The 21,814-nt window shown below is 42.6% G+C and carries 21 protein-coding genes and 1 tRNA gene; 5 read left to right on the plus strand and 17 right to left on the minus strand.

What is annotated here, in order from left to right; translation table 11 throughout:
- Positions 1–6 precede the first annotated feature (6 nt).
- Positions 7–1,008 (minus strand): FecCD family ABC transporter permease, encoded by a 1,002-nt coding sequence (locus tag ACP69X_RS01740; protein ID WP_039181585.1) that lies wholly within the window; start codon positions 1,006–1,008, stop codon positions 7–9.
- Positions 1,005–2,033 carry a FecCD family ABC transporter permease gene (locus tag ACP69X_RS01745; protein WP_175297118.1) on the minus strand — a complete coding sequence of 343 codons (1,029 nt, stop codon included), beginning with the start codon at positions 2,031–2,033 and terminating at the stop codon, positions 1,005–1,007. The genes ACP69X_RS01740 and ACP69X_RS01745 overlap by 4 nt, the downstream gene beginning before the upstream one ends.
- A gap of 323 nt (positions 2,034–2,356) precedes the next feature.
- Here ACP69X_RS01745 and ACP69X_RS01750 point away from each other — a divergent pair, with 323 nt between their 5' ends.
- Complete coding sequence (locus ACP69X_RS01750) at positions 2,357–3,766, plus strand: polysaccharide deacetylase family protein (protein WP_041088163.1); 1,410 nt, start codon at positions 2,357–2,359, stop codon at positions 3,764–3,766.
- A 14-nt stretch (positions 3,767–3,780) separates the two neighbouring features.
- Here the strand turns inward: ACP69X_RS01750 and abc-f are convergent, their stop codons facing one another.
- The 9 genes from abc-f to ACP69X_RS01795 form a co-directional block, all read right to left on the minus strand.
- Positions 3,781–5,340, minus strand: a complete 1,560-nt coding sequence (gene abc-f / locus ACP69X_RS01755; protein WP_426052482.1) for a ribosomal protection-like ABC-F family protein — start codon at positions 5,338–5,340, stop codon at positions 3,781–3,783.
- Between the two features lie 332 nt (positions 5,341–5,672).
- Positions 5,673–6,443, minus strand: a complete 771-nt coding sequence (locus ACP69X_RS01760; RefSeq protein ID WP_338527296.1) for an ABC transporter ATP-binding protein — start codon at positions 6,441–6,443, stop codon at positions 5,673–5,675.
- The gene (locus ACP69X_RS01765) at positions 6,437–7,255 is read right to left on the minus strand and encodes an ABC transporter ATP-binding protein (RefSeq protein ID WP_041088158.1); all 819 of its coding nucleotides are present in this window, start codon (positions 7,253–7,255) and stop codon (positions 6,437–6,439) included. The genes ACP69X_RS01760 and ACP69X_RS01765 overlap by 7 nt, the downstream gene beginning before the upstream one ends.
- On the minus strand, positions 7,218–8,105 hold the full coding sequence (gene opp1C / locus ACP69X_RS01770) for a nickel/cobalt ABC transporter permease (protein ID WP_411242583.1): 888 nt from the start codon (positions 8,103–8,105) through the stop codon (positions 7,218–7,220). The genes ACP69X_RS01765 and opp1C overlap by 38 nt, the downstream gene beginning before the upstream one ends.
- Positions 8,106–8,110: 5 nt before the next feature.
- On the minus strand, positions 8,111–9,040 hold the full coding sequence (gene opp1B, locus ACP69X_RS01775) for a nickel/cobalt ABC transporter permease (RefSeq protein ID WP_426052360.1): 930 nt from the start codon (positions 9,038–9,040) through the stop codon (positions 8,111–8,113).
- A 15-nt stretch (positions 9,041–9,055) separates the two neighbouring features.
- Entirely contained in the window at positions 9,056–10,699 is a 1,644-nt protein-coding gene (gene nikA, locus ACP69X_RS01780) for a nickel ABC transporter substrate-binding protein (protein ID WP_426052361.1), read from the minus strand.
- 119 nt (positions 10,700–10,818) lie between these two features.
- Positions 10,819–11,988, minus strand: coding sequence for a macrolide family glycosyltransferase (locus tag ACP69X_RS01785; RefSeq protein ID WP_426052362.1), 1,170 nt, complete (start codon positions 11,986–11,988; stop codon positions 10,819–10,821).
- 168 nt (positions 11,989–12,156) lie between these two features.
- Entirely contained in the window at positions 12,157–13,047 is an 891-nt protein-coding gene (locus ACP69X_RS01790; protein WP_426052483.1) for an ABC transporter substrate-binding protein, read from the minus strand.
- Between the two features lie 174 nt (positions 13,048–13,221).
- A tRNA-Arg gene (locus ACP69X_RS01795) sits at positions 13,222–13,297 on the minus strand.
- Between the two features lie 260 nt (positions 13,298–13,557).
- On the opposite strand from ACP69X_RS01795, the gene clpP reads away from it, so the two are divergent.
- Positions 13,558–14,154 (plus strand): ATP-dependent Clp endopeptidase proteolytic subunit ClpP, encoded by a 597-nt coding sequence (clpP, locus tag ACP69X_RS01800; protein ID WP_024427684.1) that lies wholly within the window; start codon positions 13,558–13,560, stop codon positions 14,152–14,154.
- A 60-nt stretch (positions 14,155–14,214) separates the two neighbouring features.
- Here the strand turns inward: clpP and ACP69X_RS01805 are convergent, their stop codons facing one another.
- Positions 14,215–14,793: a TIGR00730 family Rossman fold protein gene (locus ACP69X_RS01805; RefSeq protein WP_041088147.1), complete on the minus strand. Its 579-nt coding sequence runs from the start codon at positions 14,791–14,793 to the stop codon at positions 14,215–14,217.
- Between the two features lie 133 nt (positions 14,794–14,926).
- Between ACP69X_RS01805 and ACP69X_RS01810 the strand changes: the two genes are divergently transcribed.
- Positions 14,927–15,268, plus strand: a complete 342-nt coding sequence (locus ACP69X_RS01810; protein ID WP_058837578.1) for a MazG nucleotide pyrophosphohydrolase domain-containing protein — start codon at positions 14,927–14,929, stop codon at positions 15,266–15,268.
- A gap of 26 nt (positions 15,269–15,294) precedes the next feature.
- Here ACP69X_RS01810 and ACP69X_RS01815 read toward each other — a convergent pair whose 3' ends face one another.
- Together ACP69X_RS01815 and ACP69X_RS01820 are read right to left on the minus strand one after the other, a co-directional pair.
- The gene (locus tag ACP69X_RS01815) at positions 15,295–16,917 is read right to left on the minus strand and encodes a SulP family inorganic anion transporter (RefSeq protein ID WP_268473728.1); all 1,623 of its coding nucleotides are present in this window, start codon (positions 16,915–16,917) and stop codon (positions 15,295–15,297) included.
- Positions 16,918–16,954: 37 nt separating this feature from the next.
- Positions 16,955–17,536 carry a beta-class carbonic anhydrase gene (locus tag ACP69X_RS01820; protein ID WP_047203875.1) on the minus strand — a complete coding sequence of 194 codons (582 nt, stop codon included), beginning with the start codon at positions 17,534–17,536 and terminating at the stop codon, positions 16,955–16,957.
- A 552-nt stretch (positions 17,537–18,088) separates the two neighbouring features.
- On the opposite strand from ACP69X_RS01820, the gene ACP69X_RS01825 reads away from it, so the two are divergent.
- Both ACP69X_RS01825 and ACP69X_RS01830 read left to right on the plus strand, forming a co-directional pair.
- Positions 18,089–19,066 carry a 2-hydroxyacid dehydrogenase gene (locus ACP69X_RS01825; protein WP_064498004.1) on the plus strand — a complete coding sequence of 326 codons (978 nt, stop codon included), beginning with the start codon at positions 18,089–18,091 and terminating at the stop codon, positions 19,064–19,066.
- A 183-nt stretch (positions 19,067–19,249) separates the two neighbouring features.
- Positions 19,250–19,738: a ribonuclease domain-containing protein gene (locus ACP69X_RS01830; RefSeq protein ID WP_268464324.1), complete on the plus strand. Its 489-nt coding sequence runs from the start codon at positions 19,250–19,252 to the stop codon at positions 19,736–19,738.
- A 51-nt stretch (positions 19,739–19,789) separates the two neighbouring features.
- On the opposite strand, the gene ACP69X_RS01835 is transcribed toward ACP69X_RS01830, so the two are convergent.
- From ACP69X_RS01835 to whiA, 3 genes are read right to left on the minus strand one after another with little or no spacing between them, the layout of a single operon-like run.
- Complete coding sequence (locus tag ACP69X_RS01835) at positions 19,790–20,533, minus strand: arylamine N-acetyltransferase family protein (RefSeq protein WP_411242578.1); 744 nt, start codon at positions 20,531–20,533, stop codon at positions 19,790–19,792.
- A 38-nt stretch (positions 20,534–20,571) separates the two neighbouring features.
- A complete protein-coding gene (locus tag ACP69X_RS01840; RefSeq protein ID WP_024423549.1) occupies positions 20,572–20,829 on the minus strand; it encodes an HPr family phosphocarrier protein in 258 nt (85 codons plus the stop codon).
- A gap of 26 nt (positions 20,830–20,855) precedes the next feature.
- Positions 20,856–21,806, minus strand: coding sequence for a DNA-binding protein WhiA (whiA, locus tag ACP69X_RS01845; protein WP_003213321.1), 951 nt, complete (start codon positions 21,804–21,806; stop codon positions 20,856–20,858).
- Positions 21,807–21,814 lie beyond the last annotated feature (8 nt).

Genomic DNA, 21,814 nt, shown 5'->3' on the forward strand with positions numbered 1-21,814 from the left:
TCATGTTTATTTCGTTTTAGTTAATAAATAGAGAAAATACGGGGCACCGATAAAGGCCACGACCACACCCGCCGGTATCGCATTTGGAGCAAAGATAGAACGTCCGATTGTATCGGCACTGACCAAAATCAACAAGCCAAGCAGCGCACTAACTGGTAAAAAATACTGATGCAATGACCCGACAAGCCGCCTGGCCAAATGCGGGGCCACGAGGCCTATAAAGCCAATACCGCCTGTCATCGAAACACTGGCACTCGCGAGGCCTACCGCTAAGGTCAAGAGGAGAAGACGTTTACGCTGAACACGAACACCTACACTTGAGGCGACAGCATCTCCTAATGTCAATGCATTGAGCGTGTTTGACTGCATCAGCGTGAGCGGCACAAGGCATACAATCCAAGGCAGAAGCGCCAGCACATGAATCCAGTCTCTCCCCCATACATTGCCCACAAGCCATCTTGAAGCAAACGTGTATGTATCTTCATCAAGCTTCAATGACAAATATAAGGTGAGTGCACTAAAACCCGCAGCAACCGCAATGCCAACTAAAATCAGACGGATAGGAACAAGCCCCTCATGCCGGTCATATGCAAGAAGCACAATAACCGCTGCCGCAAGCAGTCCGCCGCCAAACGTAAAGAGCGGAATAAGAAGAGACGGATTGCCTTCAAGTGCATGAAAATATGTCACAAACACAATTAAGCCAAATGCTGCCCCTGCATTCAGTCCAATGATTCCAGGATCGGCCAGCGGGTTACGGGATAAGCTTTGCAAAATGCCGCCAGCAATGCCAAGACCAATACCAGCTAACATCGTCACCACGATTCGAGGCAGACGATAGTCAAACAGCACCGTTTCACTTTGGAAATCTCCAAAGCCAAATAGTGTCTTGACGACCATGACAGGGCTTAGTTTCAGCGTACCGGTATTTAAACTATACAGCACAACAGCCGCACTCAGGCAAAGCAAAACGACTGTCACGGCAAGAGCACGCTGTTTCTCTCTCATGACAGGTTCCTCCCTTCTTTTCTGGCAATGTATAAGAAGAAAGGAACACCAACAAGTGCCACCATCACGCCAATGGCAAGCTCTCTTGGCGGATTGACTGTACGGCTGGCAAGGTCTGCAAAGACAAGCAGCACTGCGCCTAATATCGCTGACATCGGAATAACGAAACGATAGTCTACACCAACAAGCTTTCGTGCAATATGCGGGATGACAAGACCGACAAACCCAATCGACCCGACTGCTGATACAGAAACCCCTGCTAATAACACAGCAGCGGTCATGCCTAGTATTCGCACTTGCCGGGTTTTCACCCCTAAATTCGCCGCTGTATCTTCACCGAGCGATAGTAAGGAAAGTGACCGGCCTAATAGCATTGCCCATACGATCACAATCAGAATAACCGGGGCAAGAATCGTCAGCTGCGGCCATTTCACACCAGCTACCCCGCCTGCATACCAAAAAGCCAAATCCTGACTCAGGTCAAAATAAATCGCAATCCCAGAGCTGAGCGCATGAAGCAATGCGGCTACAACCGCTCCTGCTACAGTGAGACGCAGCGGTGTCAATACGCCGCCAGCCGCCCCAATCGCAAAGATCAGCAGCGTACTGAGCACAGCACCAATAAAGGAAAAAAACATCAGTGCCGAATAAGGCATTCCTGGGAAAAAAGCAAAACAGAGAGCGACCACAAACATCGCACCGCCATTAATACCTAAAATCCCCGCATCTGCCAGAGGATTTCTTGTGATGCCCTGCATAAGAGCACCCGCTACAGCAAACGCCGCTCCCACTAGAGCTGCCCCTAAAACACGAGGAAGTCTTAATTCATGGATGATCTGCTGCTCTGTGACATTTGACTGGTAGTCAAATACAGCTGTCCAAACCGTTTGCAGAGACAATGTTTTTGCACCGTATGACACAGCAAAAAACATGGCAGCTGCTAATCCAATAACGGCGACAAAAAATATCAAAAAGAACAGAATATGTGATGATCGTTTTTGTTGAGGTTTTCGCTTATCCTGCAAAATCGGTGTCATCCTTTTCTTCATTAAAAGTCAGTTTGAAAATGAGAATCATAATCAACAAAATTATAGCCGCCAGCCTCTAAAAAATCAATGTACACGCTATTTTTTAATTAAATGAAGGTATGTGCGGAGCAGAGAAAGGAGATTTCTTTTTGCCGCTCAGAACGGCCAATCATGTTTTCTCATATTTTAATAGGAAAATAGTTGACATTTTGCATGAAAATCCACTAAAATTACAAAAGTAAGTCAAATGTTATAAAAATATTACAAAAAGATGTCAAACTAATAAAGAATGACCCGTCATGAGAGGAGATTTGAAAGTTGTGTCAGTAAAGGGAAAATGGATTATCGTCCTATTTGCGCTTGCAGTCGTCATTGGAGCAGTTGCTTTCTTTCAAAATCAACAAGCAAGCGGTACAGAGAAGAAAAATGTAAAGCAAGATACGAACTATAAAAACGTGGAAATTGTCACTCTCGTAAATGACGGGAAATTTATGAGATATGCAGTCAACTATCCTCTTTTTCATCAAAAAGAGCTAGATGACAAGATTCAAAGCTATGCCAATTCAGCATTAGAGCATTTCAAAAAAACATTCAGTGAAGCAAAGGATATCGATGAACATAAACGCTATGAACTGAATATTGATTATGAAATGATACATTATGCGAAGCAGTCTGCTGCCATTCGCTTTACGACCTATACGTATACTGGCCAGCAAAATGGAACCACCAATCATCTCACGATTAACTATGATTTTCAGAAAAAAACCTTTCTTGACACAAAAGATTTATTTCTGCCTAAAACCAATTATTTAAAGAAATTATCCTATATTACATATACGGAGCTTCGAAAGGATAAAACCTTATCTAAGGATCAGCCTCTCCTTCAGAAAGGAACAGCCCCTGATGCTCAAAACTTCAGTCAATTTGCCTTGAAAGACAAATATGTAGAATTTTATTTCCCAGCATCTCAAGTAGCCGCGGAGGATCTCGGTCCGCAAACACTCGCAATCAAAAAGACATTGCTGAAGGACATATTAAAGCCAGAATATATGGATAAAATCAAAAATAAAAATGAAATGAAAGAACCGAACCCAAAAAGAAAAGCCATCAAGCTTCCGCAAAAATCAAAGCTTGACCCGAATAAAAAAGCCATCGCACTCACATTTGATGATGGACCGAATCCAGCGACAACCTCAAAAATTTTAGATGCGCTGAAGGCAAATAAAGGACATGCCACCTTTTTCGTCTTAGGCAGCAGGGTGCAATATTATCCTGGAATGCTTGCCGACATTCTAAAAGGCGGGAATGAGATCGGAAACCATTCCTACAATCACCCTTTATTAACAAGACTGCCTTTAGAAGAAGCCGTGAAACAAGTGAAGGACACTCAGCAGCTGATTGAGAAAGCAAGCGGATATACACCTACGCACTTTAGACCGCCATATGGCGGTACAAATCAAGACATCAATCAGGCGATTGGGATGAAAGTCACTTTGTGGGATGTTGATCCTGAGGATTGGAAAATCCGCAACAGCCAGCAGATCACAAACCGCGTTCTCTCACATGCAGCAGATGGCAGAACAGTGTTAATGCACGATATTTATGAAAGCTCAGCTCAAGCAGCAGTAAAGATCATCCGTGAACTCACCAAACAAGGCTACCAGCTCGTCACAGTGAGTGAACTTGAACAATTAAAAAAAGAACGACATGAACAAACCCCTGTAGAGTAAACAGGGGTTTTCTTTTAGGACTCCAAAGACTTTTTTTGCTTCAATAATGCTTGAAATGTCTTTTCAAGCTCTTGCGACGGCTCAATACTTAAACGGCTGAGCACTTCAGACAGCTGCATATCAATTAATAGAAGCTCCTCTTCTTTATTTGTCACAGCTGGTTTTTCTTCCTTTTGTTTATATGCTTCATATGTGCCGTCAAATCCTTCAATACGTTCCTCATGAATATGGAAAATACGAGTGGCAACCTCCTCAATCAGCCTGCGATCGTGGGAAACAAACACAACGGTACCTGGATAATCCTTCAAGAGACCCTCAAGTGCTTCAACTGCGGCTAGATCTAAAAAGTTCGTCGGTTCATCCAGCATGAGAACATTGGCATCACTGACGAGTAAGGACGCAAGCATCGTTTTCACCCGTTCTCCCCCGCTTAATACGCCAACAGGCTTATGCACATCATCCCCTCTAAATCCTAGTCTCGCTAAAACCGTTCGAACCACTGACTCTTCTTGAACCGCCTCTTTCAGCGCATTTTGTAAAATCGATTCGTCTACCTTCAGTCCTGAAAGATCCTGACGGAAGTACGCTAGCTTGACAGCCTCTGAGCAAGTAACTCCGGGATGTCCATTCACTAACATTCGGAGAAATGTCGTTTTTCCGCTCCCGTTCTTTCCGATAATGGCAACCTTGTCTCCGCCCCTCACTTCCACATTCGCCTTCTTCCAAAGCACTTTATCGCCCGCCTTGCCATCTACATTTTCCACTCGCAAAATGGTACGGCTTGCTACTTCCTTCATCGTATGCTGAGTCATTTGGATCGGCTGAATGTCCTTTACCTTCTCAACCTTTTCTAATTTCTCCATCCTGGTTTCAATGGATTTGGCTGTTTTTTGCAGCTTTTTTTGCTTATTTGCATAGTATGGCTTTGCAATTTTAGGCCCTGAGGATTTCACCTTTTGGGAGGGCTTTGTTGCTTTGTCCGCCTTTTTCTTTTTCTTTTCCAGCGCATGCTCTAACTGTTTTTTCTTTTGTGTATAAGCTTCGTACGCTTCCACCTGCTGACGATGTGCCAGCTCTTTTTGCTGTGCAAAATGTGTGTAGTTGCCTTTGTAATGATGAAACTTCCCATGATCCAGCTCCCAAATCTCCGTACATATTGCATCTAAGAAAGCACGATCATGTGAAACAACAATAAGAGCACCTTGATAATGACGCAGCTTTTCTTCCAGCCACTCAATATGCTCCGTATCCAAATGAGTGGTCGGTTCATCTGCTAATAAAAGGGCAGACGGCCGACTTAATGCTCTTTCAATATAAGTCTGGGTCATTTCACCGCCACTCTGTCTGCCATCTCCTTGTTTCAATTGAGGAAGCAGTGTACAAGTCGCAGTGGCGGCCACCGTGCCGCTGTCTGGTGTTTGCTGCCCCGCCAGCACATGCAATAAAGTCGTTTTGCCGCTGCCATTTGTCCCTACAAGACCAATGCGATCACCTTGATGGATGACTAGTTCCTCAATATCAAATAACAAGCGATCTTTCCGAAATACCTTTAACTGATTGGCTTTTAATAACATCCAATCCTCTCCTTTCGTATCAGGAGACATGAAAAAGCCTCCCATTCTCAGAATAGGAGGCAAAATGGTGTACAAAAATAAGCAGATTGATCCAGTATGGTGTGCCGTTCATATTTGAACACACACATCCCACGTATCAATCACTTCATTTTTTGATTCCCAAGCTGTACCATCCTATTCCGAAGCTAAAAAATGAAAACGCAGCAAACATGGCAAACCGATCGTTTGCTCACTGCCTTCGTTCGTTCATTTTGCTTACAAGTCATAGGATTAGTACTTCATTGCATTGGGTCACCCTTCCGTCGTTTGTTACGTATACGATAAAAGATTGGTTATTTTTTGTCAAGCTGAAATGGCATAAGTGAATCGATTAACTGGAGTGTAAATGGATGGGACACTTCAAACAGTTCGTCCTTTTTGCATTCTTCCACTAGGCTTCCTTCATGTAAAAATAGAAGGCTGTCACATAGATACACCGCTGCTTCTACATCATGAGTAATGAGAAGCATGGTCATGTCTAGCTCTTGTTTTAATGTCTCAAGCAGCTCCAATATTTGTACTTGAACAGAGACATCCAGTGAGCTCAAGACTTCATCTAGTATAAGAATGGCTGGATGCGTCGATATGGCTCGTGCGATGCACACTCGCTGGAGCTGACCACCGCTTAGCTGATGAGCATATTGATTCAGCACAGACGAAGGCAGTCTGACTTGCTCAAGTAATGACAAAACCTTCTGATCCAGATTCTGATTCTGCTTTAACAAACGCATCGGTTCTGCTATGATCTCTTTCACCGTAAAGGAAGGATGAACAGAAGATAGATAATCCTGAAAGACAACACTCATTTTCCCCCGGTTCATCCTTCGCCACTTGTCAGCTGACATGCCCTCAATCTGCACATCGCCTCTATCTAATTTTTCTAAACCGAGCAGTATACGTGCCAATGTACTTTTGCCACTGCCGCTCTCACCGACTAATCCGGCACATTGTCCTTTTTCGATTTGAAACGAAACATTTGATATGCGGTCTTTTGGTTTCTTTTGTTTTGAAAAAAGCCCTTTCTTCTCACCGTGTTTGACTAGATCGAAAGCTGTGATCAACATGGGAACGCCTCCACTCTCTTCTGCTGCCGCAGTGCTTCAGTAGGGGCAGATAATCGAAGCCTCGTCTCAAGTAAATGCTTTGTTTGGGGATGCTCGGGTGATGTGAACACTTCCTTGGCTGACCCATGCTCAAGCATTACTCCTTGGTGCATGACCATCAACTCATCGGCGATTGCCTGAACGACGCCTAAATCATGCGATATAACGATCAAGGTAACACCGGTTTCTTCCTTTAGTCTGTGTAATTGTCTGATGACTTCACGCCGATTGAAGGCATCAAGCGATGCAGTTGGCTCATCTGCAATGATCACGTCAGGAGAAAGCATCATCGTGATGCCAATCATCACACGCTGAAGCATCCCCCCAGACAGTTCATACGGATATTTTTTCATCAAATCATATGGATTTTTTAAATGGACACGTGCAAGCCCAGCCATAGCATGGGCTTTCCCTTCTTTTCCGCGTAAGCCCAAGTGCTGCTGAAATGTTTCCATCATTTGATGACCAATCGTTTCAATAGGGTTGAATGCATTCATGGCATCCTGTGAGATGAAACCTATTCGTTTCCCCCGCCATTGATGCGCTTCTTGATTTGTCAATGTTTTGCCGTCAAAAATGATCGTTCCTTTCACTTCTAGCGAAGGTGAGACAAGGTCAATTAACGCTTTTGCGACAGTTGATTTTCCACTGCCACTTTCTCCAATGACGGCTAAACAGCGTTGTTGGTGTAAAGAAAATGTGATATTCGTCACTATATTCCTTTGCTGCTGTGGATCATGTATGGACAGATTTTTTACGTCGATTAAAGGCAAATGGCCTCACCCCTTTCTTTCTGGTATGATGCATGGCAGGATTCGCGGCATGCTGAAGGCTGTCTCCTAAAAAGTTCAACGCCATGACCACAAACAAGATGGCAAGTCCAGGGGCAAGCATATGGGCTGGATGTGTCACCATAACATTCTTCGCCTCGTTGAGCATCATGCCCCATTCTGGTGTAGGTGCACTCACACCTAACCCAAGAAAAGACAGTGCTGATATATTTAAGATTACCCAGCCCGCATCAAGTGTCGCAAAAACAGCAATTTCTCCTGAGATGCGAGGAAATAGATGTCTCCTCAATATGTAAAAGGGTGTGCCGCCAGATACCTTTGCAAACTGAACAGAAGGTTCATTCGCATATTGAAGGACAGACGAACGAATCATTCTTGTATACCAGGCCCATTTCGCTAGGACATTCGCCAAAATAATATTGAATAGTCCAGGTCCGAGTATTCCCACAACTGCAAGAATCATCACCTCTGCCGGAAAGGACAGCATGACATCACACAGCCTCATCAAAACTCCATCCACCTTTCCTCGAAAAAAGCCTGCCATGAGTCCAAGTACGCTGCCAATGAGCATCGTGATACACATCGTCAGCATGGCCGCAAGCATTGTTGTCCGAATTCCATATAAAAGCCGAGACAATACACATCTCCCTAGATGATCCGTTCCGAGTGGATAAGTAAGACTGATACCGGCATATTTTTGAAGAATGTTCGTATTTGTTGGGTCATGTGGTGCTAACACTGGCGCAAACAGTCCAGCTAATGCGACAAGTGCTAACAGCCAGATTGAAAGAATCGCCATACGGTCTTTTCTTAATTGATGCCACCCTATCATCGTTGTCATACCTCCTTTCGCAACTGCGGATTCATGGTCATTTGCATCACATCAGCAATGAGGTTGCACATAACAAACAGGAACCCCATCACAAACAAATAGGCTTGAATTATGGGGAAATCAGCATGGAAAATAGCTGTTACACACAACCGGCCAACCCCTGGCCAAGCAAAAAGGTTCTCAATAATAACAGTTCCCGCAATGAGCTTTGGAATAGACATGCCAAGTGCTGTCACCGCTAATTGCAGGGCATGCCTCATGACTTTCAGTTGAACGGTTCGTTCCTTTAAACCACGTGCTCTTGCGTAAAAAACAAAGGGCTCGTGCTGAAATTTTAGAATTTGATTACGTATTAGTCTCACATAGGTCGATAAGTAGCCTAATGATAATGTGACAGCTGGAAGAAGAATCGATTTGAACCCTTCCATTCCACTCGTATTGACCCAATTGAATTTGACAGAAAAAAGCCAAATCAACAATATCCCCAGCCAAAAACTAGGCATTGAAGCGGCGATAAACACAAAGGCTCTCAAGATCCGGTCCACCCAGGAATGAGCAGCATATGCACAAATCACCCCGAATAACAAACTGAGCAATATGATCAAAAAGAGCGCTGCTCCTGCAAGCTGCAATGTAGCAGGCAGCGCCTCCATGATAAGATTAAAAACCGGCTCCTGTGTGACATAGCTCTTACCAAAATCACCTGTTAATCCATCTTTAAGCCATGTGGCATAGCGGATGAAAAACGGCTGGTCTAAGCCTAATTCCTGACGCATCGATTCAATCATTTCTTCTGTTGGTGTGACTTGATTCACTCGCAAAGCGACCTCAGCTGGATCACTTGCCCGCATCGTCAGCAGTACAAAAGCAAAGAAGGTGATGAAGATCATAAGCGGGAAAAGCATCAATATTCGTTTTAAGAGATAGCGAGTCATGTCTCTACCTCCGTTTTATGACGCAAAATACATACGGTCAAATGGGATTTCATACTGAGACACATGAAAACCTACGCCTTTCAGGCGCTTATTATAAACGGCCTTTGTCACAGAATAAGAGATTGGGATGTAGACATTTTCATCATGGATATACGTCAATATTTCTTGATACATTTGTTTCCGCTTTTGCTCATCTGGTTCTACTAATACTTCCGTAATCGTCTCGTCCAGCCACTTTTTCTTTTTCAGTCCTAATTGGGCTTGATAATCAGCATGAGATGCTACACGGAATGAAGAGACATAAGTTTGTGGATCATAAGGAAGTCCCCAAGACAGCGAGTACATCAGATCGAACTTTCCTGTTTTTTGCCGATCTAAAAATGCCTGTTTTTCTTCTCCTCTAATATCCAGCTTGATCCCCACCTGCTTGAAATCTTGTTGAATTGATTCACTGATCGTTCTTTCACCCGCATTATCGGAATTATAATAAATAGCCACACTCAGCAGTTTGCCATTTTGATAGCGATAGCCGTCTTCTTTCATCTTCCAGCCTGCCTCATCCAATATTGCCTCTGCTTTCTTCTTTTGATAAGTTTTCTTTTTCAATGGAATATTTGCGTAAGGGACAGAAGGGGCAAGCAATGTGTGTGCCATCTTTTCCGTTCCATTTAAAATGCCTTCTGTGATCATATCCTTTTGAATGGCGTATTGAAACGCTTCTCTTACTTTCGGATCTTTTGTGATTGGCTGGTTTGAATTAATGACAATCGATCTTGAACCAACAGGAGGGCTCACGGTTACACCATATTGACCTGCTTCTTTTAAAGCCTGGAATGAGTCTCCATCGATCATGTCACCATCTGCTCCAAATAAAAGATCTACCTCTCCTTTTTGGAGCGCAAGTAAGATGGTCTGGTGATCCGGCATGACTTTCCATTTCACGGTTAAAATTTTCGGCTTTTTCCCCCAATAGTGGTCATTCATTTCAAAAACAGCATATTGATTTTTCTTATGTTCCTTTAGAACATAAGGACCTGTACCTGCATAGCTTTTGACTCCTTTTGCAGTCGTTCCATCAATGAAGCTTTTTGGAGAAATAAAACGGAAGGGGCGTGTTAAGCCCAGCTCTTCTAACGTAGGATAATAAGGCTCTTTCAACGTGAGAACAAATGTATCGTCATCTAACGCCTTTGTGGATTTGATTTCGGATACGAGATTAAGCCAAGCGTTCTTTTCAATATTTTTGACGACAGCATCAATGTTCAATTTCACTGCCTTTGCATTAAAAGGCTCACCATCTGAAAAAGTCACACCTTTTCGAAGATGAAAGGTGTAGGTTTTTCCATCTTTTGAAATGTCCCAGCTTTTCGCTAAGGCAGGCTGAACGCCCTTCTCTGTATTGACGACAAGCGATTCAAACACCATATTTTGAGCAGCCATCTCTCCGCCGTATAGATGGGGATTAATGTCCCTGATATCTTTTGTACTTGCATACACGAGCTCATCTTCTTCTCTATCATTCATGCTGGAAGATGCTTTGTTTCCAGAGCATGAGGCCAATAAAAAACAAGCCATCACTGAAAACAGCATCAAAGTGTATGTCACATAGGGATGCTTTTTCTCATATTTCTTCTTTATGTAAACAGGTTGATCACTCATATGTACTTCCTCCAATTCAACATTATCGTAATCATTACGATTTTTAATCGAAATGATTACGAATTGAATATTAGCATACAGAAATGGGAAATACAACGTCTTTTCATAAAAAAACAGACTCATGATTGAGTCTGTTTCGCTTGTATAAATTGATCGATCACCCTTAATGCTTTTTCTGTTCCACCTGCTGCTTGGAAGCTTTCTTCAATTTTCTCAATCCCCGCCCGGTACGTATCACTGCCTAAAACCGTCTCAACGGTCTCTCTTAGCTCCTCTGCTGTCAGCTGATCTTTATCAAGTGCACAGGCAGCAGATAATTCGGTCACTCTTTGTGCCACCATCGGCTGATCTTTGTCGACTGGAATGACGACCATCGGAACGTGGTAATGAATACCTTCATTGACACTGTTCATTCCGCCGTGCGTTACAAACACATCTGTCAATTCGAGCACCTCAAGCTGCGGCACATAAGGCTCGATCAGAAAATGAGCAGGCGCCTCTTTTAAGAGAGAACGATCTACTTTTTCACCTGTTGCGATGATTACTTTTCCGTCAAAGTCTGCGAAGGCATCTATACACATATTAAAAAATGCTTCTGTATCCCCAAGAACGGTGCCCATGGAAATAAAAACGACTTTTTCTTGCTCAAGTGCTTCCAGCGGGAAATCATGCTGGTCGGCTCTTTTTAGAAAGCTCGGTCCAATGAAAACAAACGAATCGTTTAATGAATCAACAGAAGGCTGGAAATATTCACTTGTATAAACGATATTCAGTTCTCCACGGTTTTTCATAAATTGCATCAAACGCGTTGGCTGAACGCCAAAACGCTCTTGTATTTTTTCTAACAGATGATCGGCTTTCTCATCCTTTCTGTATAGCGGTGTATCAAAATGCGCCTCTTGCAGCACAAAAGATGGGTTGGATCCAATGCTCGGAATGCGCAAGTAATCTCGAACAAGCTCCCCTGCCCCAAACATATCGAAGTAGACCAAATCAAATGAATGCTTATCAGAAAGTGTTTCCACTACCTCTAAAATATCATATGATGTTTGCAGCATGGCATGAAAGAACGGCTGCATGGAATCTAAATCTCCTTCTTCCACATGTAATGTCCGAATATAGTCTGGATGTATATGTACGTGAGCGCCTAAGCGTTTGATTCGTTCCTCATAATGTACAGTTGTGACCGCATGCACTTCATCGCCTCGATCCGCCCAAGCTTTAATCATTCCTAACATAGGGTTCACGTGTCCTTCAGCTGGAAACGTAATCAATAAAATCTTCGCCACAAGAAATTCCTCCTCATTGTCAATTCCCTTCCATGTTAATCATATACAGCAAGCCGGCTCAACAAATACGCCTGAAAAGGAGAGAAATGAGTCTTATGTCCAGTATTTCATGATAAAGTGGCAGAAAAAAAGACAAAGTCTCCTAATAAGCACTTTGTCTTTTTCACATTATGATTTGAGCAGCATTTTTTTAAATACATCAGACTGTTTTTCAATGGAGATCGGATCTGCATAGATAAATTCCTTGATTGAATAGTACAGGACATGCCCTTGCTTCACCGCTTGATTTTTCTTCCATACACCGCTGTTCGTAATATCAAGATTTGGCTCTTTTCCATCCTTTGTTGGTACAAGTAAATAGTCTCCTGTATACTCATTCATTTCTTCTAATGAAATTCCAAGATAGCCTTCCTTTGGAAGTGCCTTTTCTGCCTTTTCAGGTAAGCTGAATCCATAGCCTTGATAGATGACTTCCCCGCCGCGGCCAAAGTCCGTACCAAATAAGTACACTTGCTTTGGCTGGACATCCATAATGGAGAATGTCTTGTCATCACCAATTTTCGCTTTCACTTCTTCTCCGTCTTTCTTCAGCTTCTCGTCCATTTCTTGTATTTGTTTTTTCGCTAACGCTTCTTTTCCAAGAATCTTTCCAATTTCAATATGCATCTCTTTGAAGCTATGTTCACTTGTCGTAAACGTGATCGTTTTGGCAATCTTTTTATACTTTTCAATCTGTTCGTTTTGTGAATAAGCAATGATTAAATCAGGCTTCAGCTTTGCAATCACCTCCACATTTTCCATCGGCACCCGCTTCACACCTGTTTCATCTAAAAAGGATGATTTAGGATAAACATCTGTCATGCCAACAGGTGTCACACCTAACTTTTTAAAGTTCCCAAGCTGCGCTGTTAACACAACAATCCGCTTCGGCTTGGCAGGAATCGTGATCTTTTCACCCGTTTCCGTTGTATATGTACGCGTACTTGCTGCTTGCTCTTTATTCTCTTTCTGCCCGCATGCTACTAACAGCAGTGCCAGCAGACTGACTAGCCAAATCATTTTTTTCACTTACAAAACCACCTTTAATTGAGAATGATTATTAATTATAGCATAAATAAACATTCATAGATGAAACGTTTTAAAAGTGAATCATACATGAGGCGGAACAAAAAAACCCTCTCCAAAGGAGAGGGCTTCGTTGAGACCATTGTCTATCGTAAACAAGGTCAAGTACGCGCTCGGAGGGATTCGAACCCCCGGCAGACGTGGTACCGGAAACCACCGCTCTATCCAACTGAGCTACGAGCGCACGATATGTTTTTTGAACGTCAGCATATCAAATTATAAGGGAAATACTGCGAGAAAGCAATGATTAATCATTCGTCATGATGATGTATTTTCTTACTTTGGATACATAAACTATTATGATGGTTTGAAGTGGAATGATTTTGGGGAAAATGGATAGGGGTATTTGAATTTAGGTCAGCGTTTTGTTTGACCTTTATTGACCAAAAATGTATCATTGAATTAAGAATTACATACTTACCTAAAAGGTGAAGGAGGAACATTATGAATTTAATACCTACAGTCATTGAGCAAACAAATCGTGGGGAAAGAGCTTACGACATTTATTCTCGTCTTTTAAAAGACCGTATTATCATGCTTGGTTCTGCGATCGATGACAATGTTGCCAACTCCATCGTGTCACAGCTGCTTTTCTTAGAAGCTGAAGATCCAGAAAAAGATATTTCTATCTACATTAACAGCCCTGGCGGTTCAATCACAGCTGGTATGGCCATTTACGATACGATGCAATTTATTAAACCAAAGGTATCAACTATTTGTATTGGTATGGCTGCATCTATGGGTGCGTTCCTGCTTGCTGCTGGTGAAAAAGGTAAGCGTTATGCTCTTCCAAACAGTGAAGTCATGATTCACCAACCACTAGGCGGAGCCCAAGGTCAAGCAACAGAAATTGAAATTGCGGCAAAACGAATCCTTTCTTTACGCGATAAACTGAACCAAGTACTTGCTGAACGTACTGGTCAGCCAATTGAAGTCATTGAGCGCGATACAGATCGTGACAACTTCAAAACAGCGGAAGAAGCACTTCAATACGGACTCATTGACAAAGTCTTGACCCGTAATACAGAAGACCAAAAATAATGATCACAACACAAACCGTCTGTTCCTTGAACAGACGGTTTTTTGTCATTTAAACATACTTTAAGACAGCTCCGTCCATTTCTGCTGAAGAGACGGTGTTTGATAAGAAGCCATCTGCGTGATTAATTCCTCCGGTTCGCTCGAAGCATGTAACAATTGAAGGTGTGATTCATTTGAAAAGCCTTCCTGTACACTAAACTTCACCATGTCCATAAGCGGGTTGAAATAGTCATTCACTTGATACAATCCAATCGGCTTTTGATGGATGCCGATTTGTGCCCAGCACAGCACCTCAAATAATTCTTCATATGTACCAAAGCCACCTGGCATCGCAATAAACCCATCGGCCAGCTCGCTCATTTTCGCTTTTCGTTCATGCATGCCTGTTACCTCAATTAACTCTGTCAGCTCTTGATGCACGACTTCTCCTCTAAAAAGCCCCTTAGGCATGACACCGATCACTTGCCCGCCATGTCTCATGACCTCATCGGCAATCGCGCCCATTAACCCAATACGCGATCCGCCGTAAACAAGACGAATGCCCTGCTTCGCCATATAAGCCCCCAGCTCTACAGCCTTTTGTTTGTAGACATCGTTTACACCTGGATTTGAACCAGCAAACACACAAATCGTTTTCATCAAAACAGCTCCATCTCTCTCTATGATTTCTTCACTCATTCTACTATAATGATTTGTAAAAAAACAGCCGTTTCTTCTATATATAGTGTAAAATCAAAAGAGTGAACACCATATAAGGAGCTGTATAGAGAGAATGCAAACAACTGAAATGGAGAAGTGGATCAAGGATTTTTATCAAATGAGAAATTGGACAGAATATGGACCGTTTATCCGGTTAGGCTTCTTAATGGAAGAAACGGGAGAACTCGCTCGTGCTGTTAGAGCAATAGAAATTGGACGAGACCGGCCTGATGAGCAGAGACAGGAATCATCTGAGCTGAAGAAAGAACTCATTGAAGAAATGGGAGATGTCTTAGCAAACCTCCTCATTTTAGCGGATCTCTATGACGTCACAGTAGAAGAGGTCTTCAGCGCTCATCAACAGAAACTCACAAAGCGTTTTTCTGGAGAAAAAGAGTCAGTAAAAAACACGTGACCAGCTGTCACGTGTTTTTCTAAGCCTTAAAGATGCTGTGGTGAGATGTCATCTGTTCGTTCAAAGAAATGCTGCTTTCCGATATGATGGAAAAGACCTGTTCGATGCAAAAGCTCCTTAGGCTGTGATTGAAGCCCAACGATCATCAGCTTTCCATTATGATGCTTTAACCGATTGGAGATATTCATGAGAACCGCTTCTGCCGACGTGTCCATATAATTGACTTTATTCATAAGCAGAATAAGTGTTTTTGGTTTTGTTTGAACATGGTCCAAAATCGAATTTTCCAATGAATCTGTTGTTCCGAAAAAGAGCGGCCCTTCGATGGAATACATACTGATCCCTTTCTCGTCTGTCTGTTTTTCTAAAGCAGCTGCTGTTTCCATTTGAGGAACAGCGACATTTGTATGGATATTGGTCGTCTGGCTCATTTTTTTGATAAAAGCGATAAACGCTAAAATGAGACCAGCGGTGACGCCAATAATCAAATCACCGATCACTGTGAGCAGGAAGGTCACGACAAGTACAAGCGAATCGGCATTTTTCACTTTCACAATATTGATAAATTCTTTTCTCTCACTCATATTCCAAGCAACAAACATTAAAATTGGTGCCATTGCAGCAAGTGGAATCATTGACGCATATGGCGCAAATACCATTAAGATTAGCAAGACGACAACGCCATGCACAACACCAGAAATCGGACTTGCTCCTCCATTTTTTATGTTCGTTGCCGTGCGGGCAATAGCGCCCGTCGCTGGAATTCCTCCGAAAAGCGGTGCCGCCATATTGGCAATTCCTTGTCCAACAAGCTCTTTATTGCTGTCATGTTTAGAGCCTTTCATATTATCAGCAACCATTGCGGACAAAATCGATTCCACGCCGCCTAAAAGTGCAATGATAATTGCTGGAGGCAGGAGGTATATCATTTTTTCAATCGTCAATTCAGGAAAAGCGAAGGTTGGCAGCTGACGAGGGATTTCACCATATGCAGAGCCAATCGTTTCAACTTGTCCTTGAAAGAAAAGAACGGCGAGAAACGTAGAAGCCAATAGACCTAATAGAGCACCAGGTATTTTGGGAATGTATTTTTGTGCCGCCAAAATCACAATGAGCCCGGTGACGGCTGTGATGATGGCGAGACTGTTTGTGGTACCGAGATGGACCACGATTTCTCTCATATTGAGGAAAAAGCTTTCATGTTTTTCAACACCCTTTAATCCGAGGAAGTTGGCAATCTGTCCTGAAAAAATAATGACAGCAATGCCAGCAGTAAAACCGATGATAACCGGACGAGGAATAAACTTCATGAGCTTTCCTAGTTTGAATATTCCGAATAATACAAGCATACAGCCTGCCATAAAACCGGCAATAAGCAAGTTTTCAATACCGTACTGGCTGACAATCCCGAATAAAATTGGAACAAACGCCCCAGTCGGCCCGCCGATCTGATACTTTGAACCACCAAACAATGAAATCAAAATGCCGGCAACGATGACTGTGTATAATCCATATTCTGGTCCGACACCAGATGCAATGGCAAATGCCATGCCTAAAGGAATTGCCACAACCCCCACGACAAGCCCAGCGATTAAATCGCGTCTAAACTTTGATGAATTGTACCCTTCAAATCTTCCATAAAAACGCATGGTATGTGTTGGCCTCCTTTAAGTATGTGTAGATGATTTAGGTATACTGCGGGTCAATCAGTTTATCTTTCACAACGACATCCAGCTTTCCTGTTGCTGGATGAATCACCAGTCCATGAACAGCCACATCACTTGGCATCAGTGGATGTTCTTTCACTAATTTCACACTTTGGGCCACGCTCTCTTCAACTGAATCAAAGCCTGTCAGCCAGCCCTTTAAATCGACTCCTGAGTTTTTCACAATGCTTAAGCATTTCTCTTCGATTCCACGTGCTTTCGCCTTTTCAAGTAAAGGATCCGCCGCAAGACCTGCCATTCCGCATTCATGATGACCTACAATGCATACTTCCTCTGCCTTTAGCTCATAGATAGCTAGCAGGATACTCCGCATCACACTGCCGAACGGATGTGTCACGATGGCGCCCGCATTCTTAATGATCTTTGCATCCCCATTGCGCAGTCCCATAGATTGCGGCAATAATTCCAAAAGACGGGTATCCATGCACGTTAAAATGACCAGTTTTTTCTCAGGAAATTTCCCCGCTTTGTAAGGCTCATAATGTCTCTCGTTCACAAACTCTGAATTGTGCTGAAGAATCTGTTCTAATTTTGATCCCATTTTGCCATCTCCCATCTTTTTTTAAGTAACGTAAGCTCGTGCCCGTCCCCCTTTTCCTTCTCGTGTTCTCAAGAATAGAGAAGAAAAATGATAGAAAAAAAAGAAAAAAATGAGAAAACGATGAGAAGAAATATCATTATTTTCTCTATTTTACGCTGCATCCCAGCGGATTCGCGGGTTTGTTTTCAATCTATTGTTCTCATCACACTAAAAGACAATAAAATGGTTTAGTAGAAAATGACCATCCCGTTTAATACATTTCAAATATAATAAATTTTCTATCAAAAAGTCTCGATCTATTTTCCAGTTTGTCAGATAATCTCTCGTAAAATCTTGCAAATTCACATGTATACTCTACTATCCGCTTATTTTTATATAGATAAAAATGCATCAGATGGCATATGAATCTACTTTTTCATTAAGAAAATGTCTTTCTTTACCGTTATTTTAGTATATTAAATATTGAGCTGCTAACATTCAAACGTGTTCTGCCGAAATGGTTGCTTTATAATAAAAGGAGTAAGATGACCATGTGAAAGGAGCGAATTGACTGTGACACCACACATTTTTGTCGCCAAACCCTTACCTGCTTCTTTTGAGGAAATGCTAAAGGAACATTGTACATACGAGGTTTGGCAATCCAAAGACCCTATTCCAAGAGACATTTTGTTTGAAAAGCTGCAGCACGCTGATGGTCTTTTAACGTCTGGAACGAAAATCGATCAAGAGCTGTTAGATCACGCACCAAAACTCAAGGTAGTGAGTAATAACTCTGTCGGCTATGACAATTTCGATATAGAAGCGATGAGGCAAAGAGGCGTGATTGGTACGCACACCCCTTATACGCTCGATCATACCGTGGCTGACCTTGCCTTTTCGCTCATTCTCTCCTCTGCGCGAAGAATCGCCGAGCTTGATCGTTTTATCCGTGAAGGAAAATGGACAAAATTCGTACAGGAAGAAGAGATCTTTGGCATCGATGTACATCACCAAACGCTCGGTATTATTGGCATGGGACGTATTGGAGAACAAGTTGCCAAACGGGCAGCACATGGTTTTGATATGAATGTTCTTTATCATAACCGAAGCCGGAATGAAAAGGCTGAATCGGCGTATGGCGCTGTCTATTGTGCACTTGATGATCTTTTAAAACAAGCTGATATCATTGTGTTGATTACACCGCTGACCGAGGAAACGTATCATATGATTGGGGAACGAGAATTGAAGTTAATGAAGCAAACGGCTTTATTTGTAAACATTTCCCGTGGGAAAACAGTGGATGAAAAAAGCCTCATTCAAGCACTTCAGAAGGGATGGATCAAAGGCGCTGGTCTTGATGTGTATGAGCAGGAACCGCTTCAAGAGGATCATCCTTTCAAAGAGATGAACAATGTCACCCTAGCCCCTCACATCGGTTCCGCTACTGAAACAACAAGGGATCTCATGCTGAAACGAGCCATTCATAATGTGATTCATGGAATAGATGGGAAGGCGCCTGTTGATGTTGTGAAGGAGCTTGCTTCCTCTTGATCAAATAAGACGCAGGGAACTGAACTGCGTCTTTTTATTTATTTCTTTAAGAGGATTCAGGAGAAAAGTCTCATTTTAGCAAAGATCCTGATTCTTTACATTTCCTTCATGTTCGGGTGCTATAATATGAGGTAGACAAGCATCAAGAGGACGGCATCGGATTTCCTTAATAGGAGGATGAAGATGAAAAGATTGAGTTCAGTTTTGACTATGTTCGCTCTGATCGCTGCTATTCTGTTTTCTGGATTTGTCCCGCAGCAAGCTCATGCAGAAACACCCCTTACACCAACAGCCACAACTGAAACTGCTTCTATTCAGCTCACGCCAGATGTACGTACCCTTGCCGTCATTAATACGTTTGATGGTGTAGCAGATTATTTAATTCGCTACAAACGATTGCCTGATAACTACATTACGAAATCACAAGCAAGTGCTCTCGGATGGGTGGCATCTAAGGGAAATCTAGCAGAAGTGGCGCCAGGTAAAAGCATCGGTGGAGATATTTTCTCAAACCGGGAAGGACGTCTTCCTTCAGCAAGCGGCCGCACATGGCGTGAGGCAGACATCAACTACGTTTCAGGCTTCCGCAATGCTGACCGTCTTGTGTATTCAAGCGACTGGCTCATTTACAAAACAACAGACCATTATGCGACTTTCACACGTATTCGATAATCAATAAAAAAGACAGCCCTGTTTCATCAGGGGCTGTCTTTTAGTATGGGTTTACGGTATAAGCTTTTTCACGTAATCCTCAAAAGGAACCGGAAGCGGCTTTTTCGACACTTCTTCATGTTCATGTGTGGTGACATGATCCTCAGTAACGACCACACGTCCTGTTGGCGTGAGCTTTGACGCAAGTGGTCTTTTGTTAAAAGTAGAGGATTCATTTTCATAAATCTCGTGTCTCAATTGGACCAATGCAGCCTCGTCCACCTCGTTCAATTTGAAAGCATAGCCTGTTTCAGCACCATCTCCCTTATCTAATTGGAGCAGATATGTCCCCTTCTCGGTTTTCTCTGCTTTGACGCGAAACCGAATAGACGCTCCTTCCACCCAATCTTCTGTAAAAGGCACAGGCTGAAGAGGTAAATTCACACCAAATCCCGCATCAATGAGAAAGCGCTCGTTATGATGCTTCAACATGATGGCTACATGCGTGCCATCAATGGCCCACGTGTCCGCTTCTTTGATATACACTGTCCCTTGAAGAAGCTGTACAGAGAGCCCAGCCTCTTTTAATACATAGTATAAGAGAGGATTGAGATCGTAACAAAGACCTCCTCTGTTTTCTTCCAGAAGATGCTGCTTCAATCCTTCTTGATTCAAAGCGTAGGATTGTTTGTTCAAAACAGATCTATTTTCGAATGGAAAGGTATAGGCCATTTTTTTTAATAATACAGGCAAGTCATTAAAGGTGATGGACTTGCCTTCATAACCGATCTTCTGTAAAAAAGCTGATTGAATCATGACATTCCCTCCTAAAAAAACTGAGCCTTTGAAGAGACTCAGTTTTCTTGATTGATAAAATCTGTTAACGCCTCAATGGCTTCTTGTTCATCCGCACCATCTGCAATCAGTGTGACAGTAACCCCAGAGCTGATCGCAAGACTCATGAGACCCATAATGCTTTTCGCATTGACTTTTTTTCCATCTTTCTCAAGAAAAATATCAGCACCAAAGCGATTGGCTTCTTGTACGAACAAAGCAGCTGGACGTGCCTGCAAGCCTGTTTTCAGCTGGATGGTGACCGTTTTTTCCACCATATGATCTGCCTCCCTTTTTCATTCTCCTATTTGAGTGTAACAGCTTGTCCGTTTCGTAATTGTTCTGCGATTTGATCTAGCTTTCTTAAACGGTGGTTAATCCCTGACTTGCTAATCTTGCCGCTTTCCACCATTTCTCCAAGTTCCTTCAGCGTGACCTCTTGATAGTCGACTCGCAGTTTGGCAATTTCACGAAGCTTATCCGGCAGGGCATCAAGTCCAATTTTTTCATCAATAAATTGAATGTTCTCGACCTGACGCAGTGAAGCACCAATCGTTTTATTCAAGTTTGCTGTTTCACAATTGACGAGCCGGTTGACGGAGTTTCTCATGTCTCGGACGATTCGCACATCTTCAAAGCGAAGCAGTGAGTTATGAGCGCCCACAACGCTTAAGAATTCCGTGATTTTTTCTGCTTCCTTCATGTACGTAATGTACCCTTTTTTGCGCTCAAGTGTTTTACTATTGAGATGAAATTGATTCATCAGCTCACAAAGGGCATCATTATGTTCTTTATATAGTGAAAAAATCTCAAGGTGATAGGAGGACGTTTCTGGGTTATTCACAGAACCGCCTGCTAAAAAAGCACCTCTCATATAGGAGCGCTTGCAGCATCTTTTCTTCACAAGCTCTTCTGAAATATTGCGCTCAAATACAAATTGCTCACCTAATATTTTCAAGTCCTCTAAAATGGTTTTCGCTCGTTCTACCAGTCTGACAATATACACGTTATTTTTTTTCAATCTCATTTTTTTACGTACGAGCAGTTCGACTGTCACATCGTATTTTTTCTTGAGCAGCGTATAAATCCGTCTTGCAATGGCTGCGTTCTCTGTCTGTATATCTAAAATCAATTTTCGATTAGAGAAAGATAATGAACCGTTCATACGGATGAGGGCAGAAAGCTCTGCTTTTGTGCAGCAGTCCTTCACGTCCAGATTAGTCAGCTCTTTTTTTGTTTCGGATGCAAATGACATCCTTGCCA

It is taken from the genome of Bacillus sp. DC4300-2b2, assembly GCF_049895685.1.
Lineage (GTDB): Bacteria > Bacillota > Bacilli > Bacillales > Bacillaceae > Bacillus > Bacillus safensis.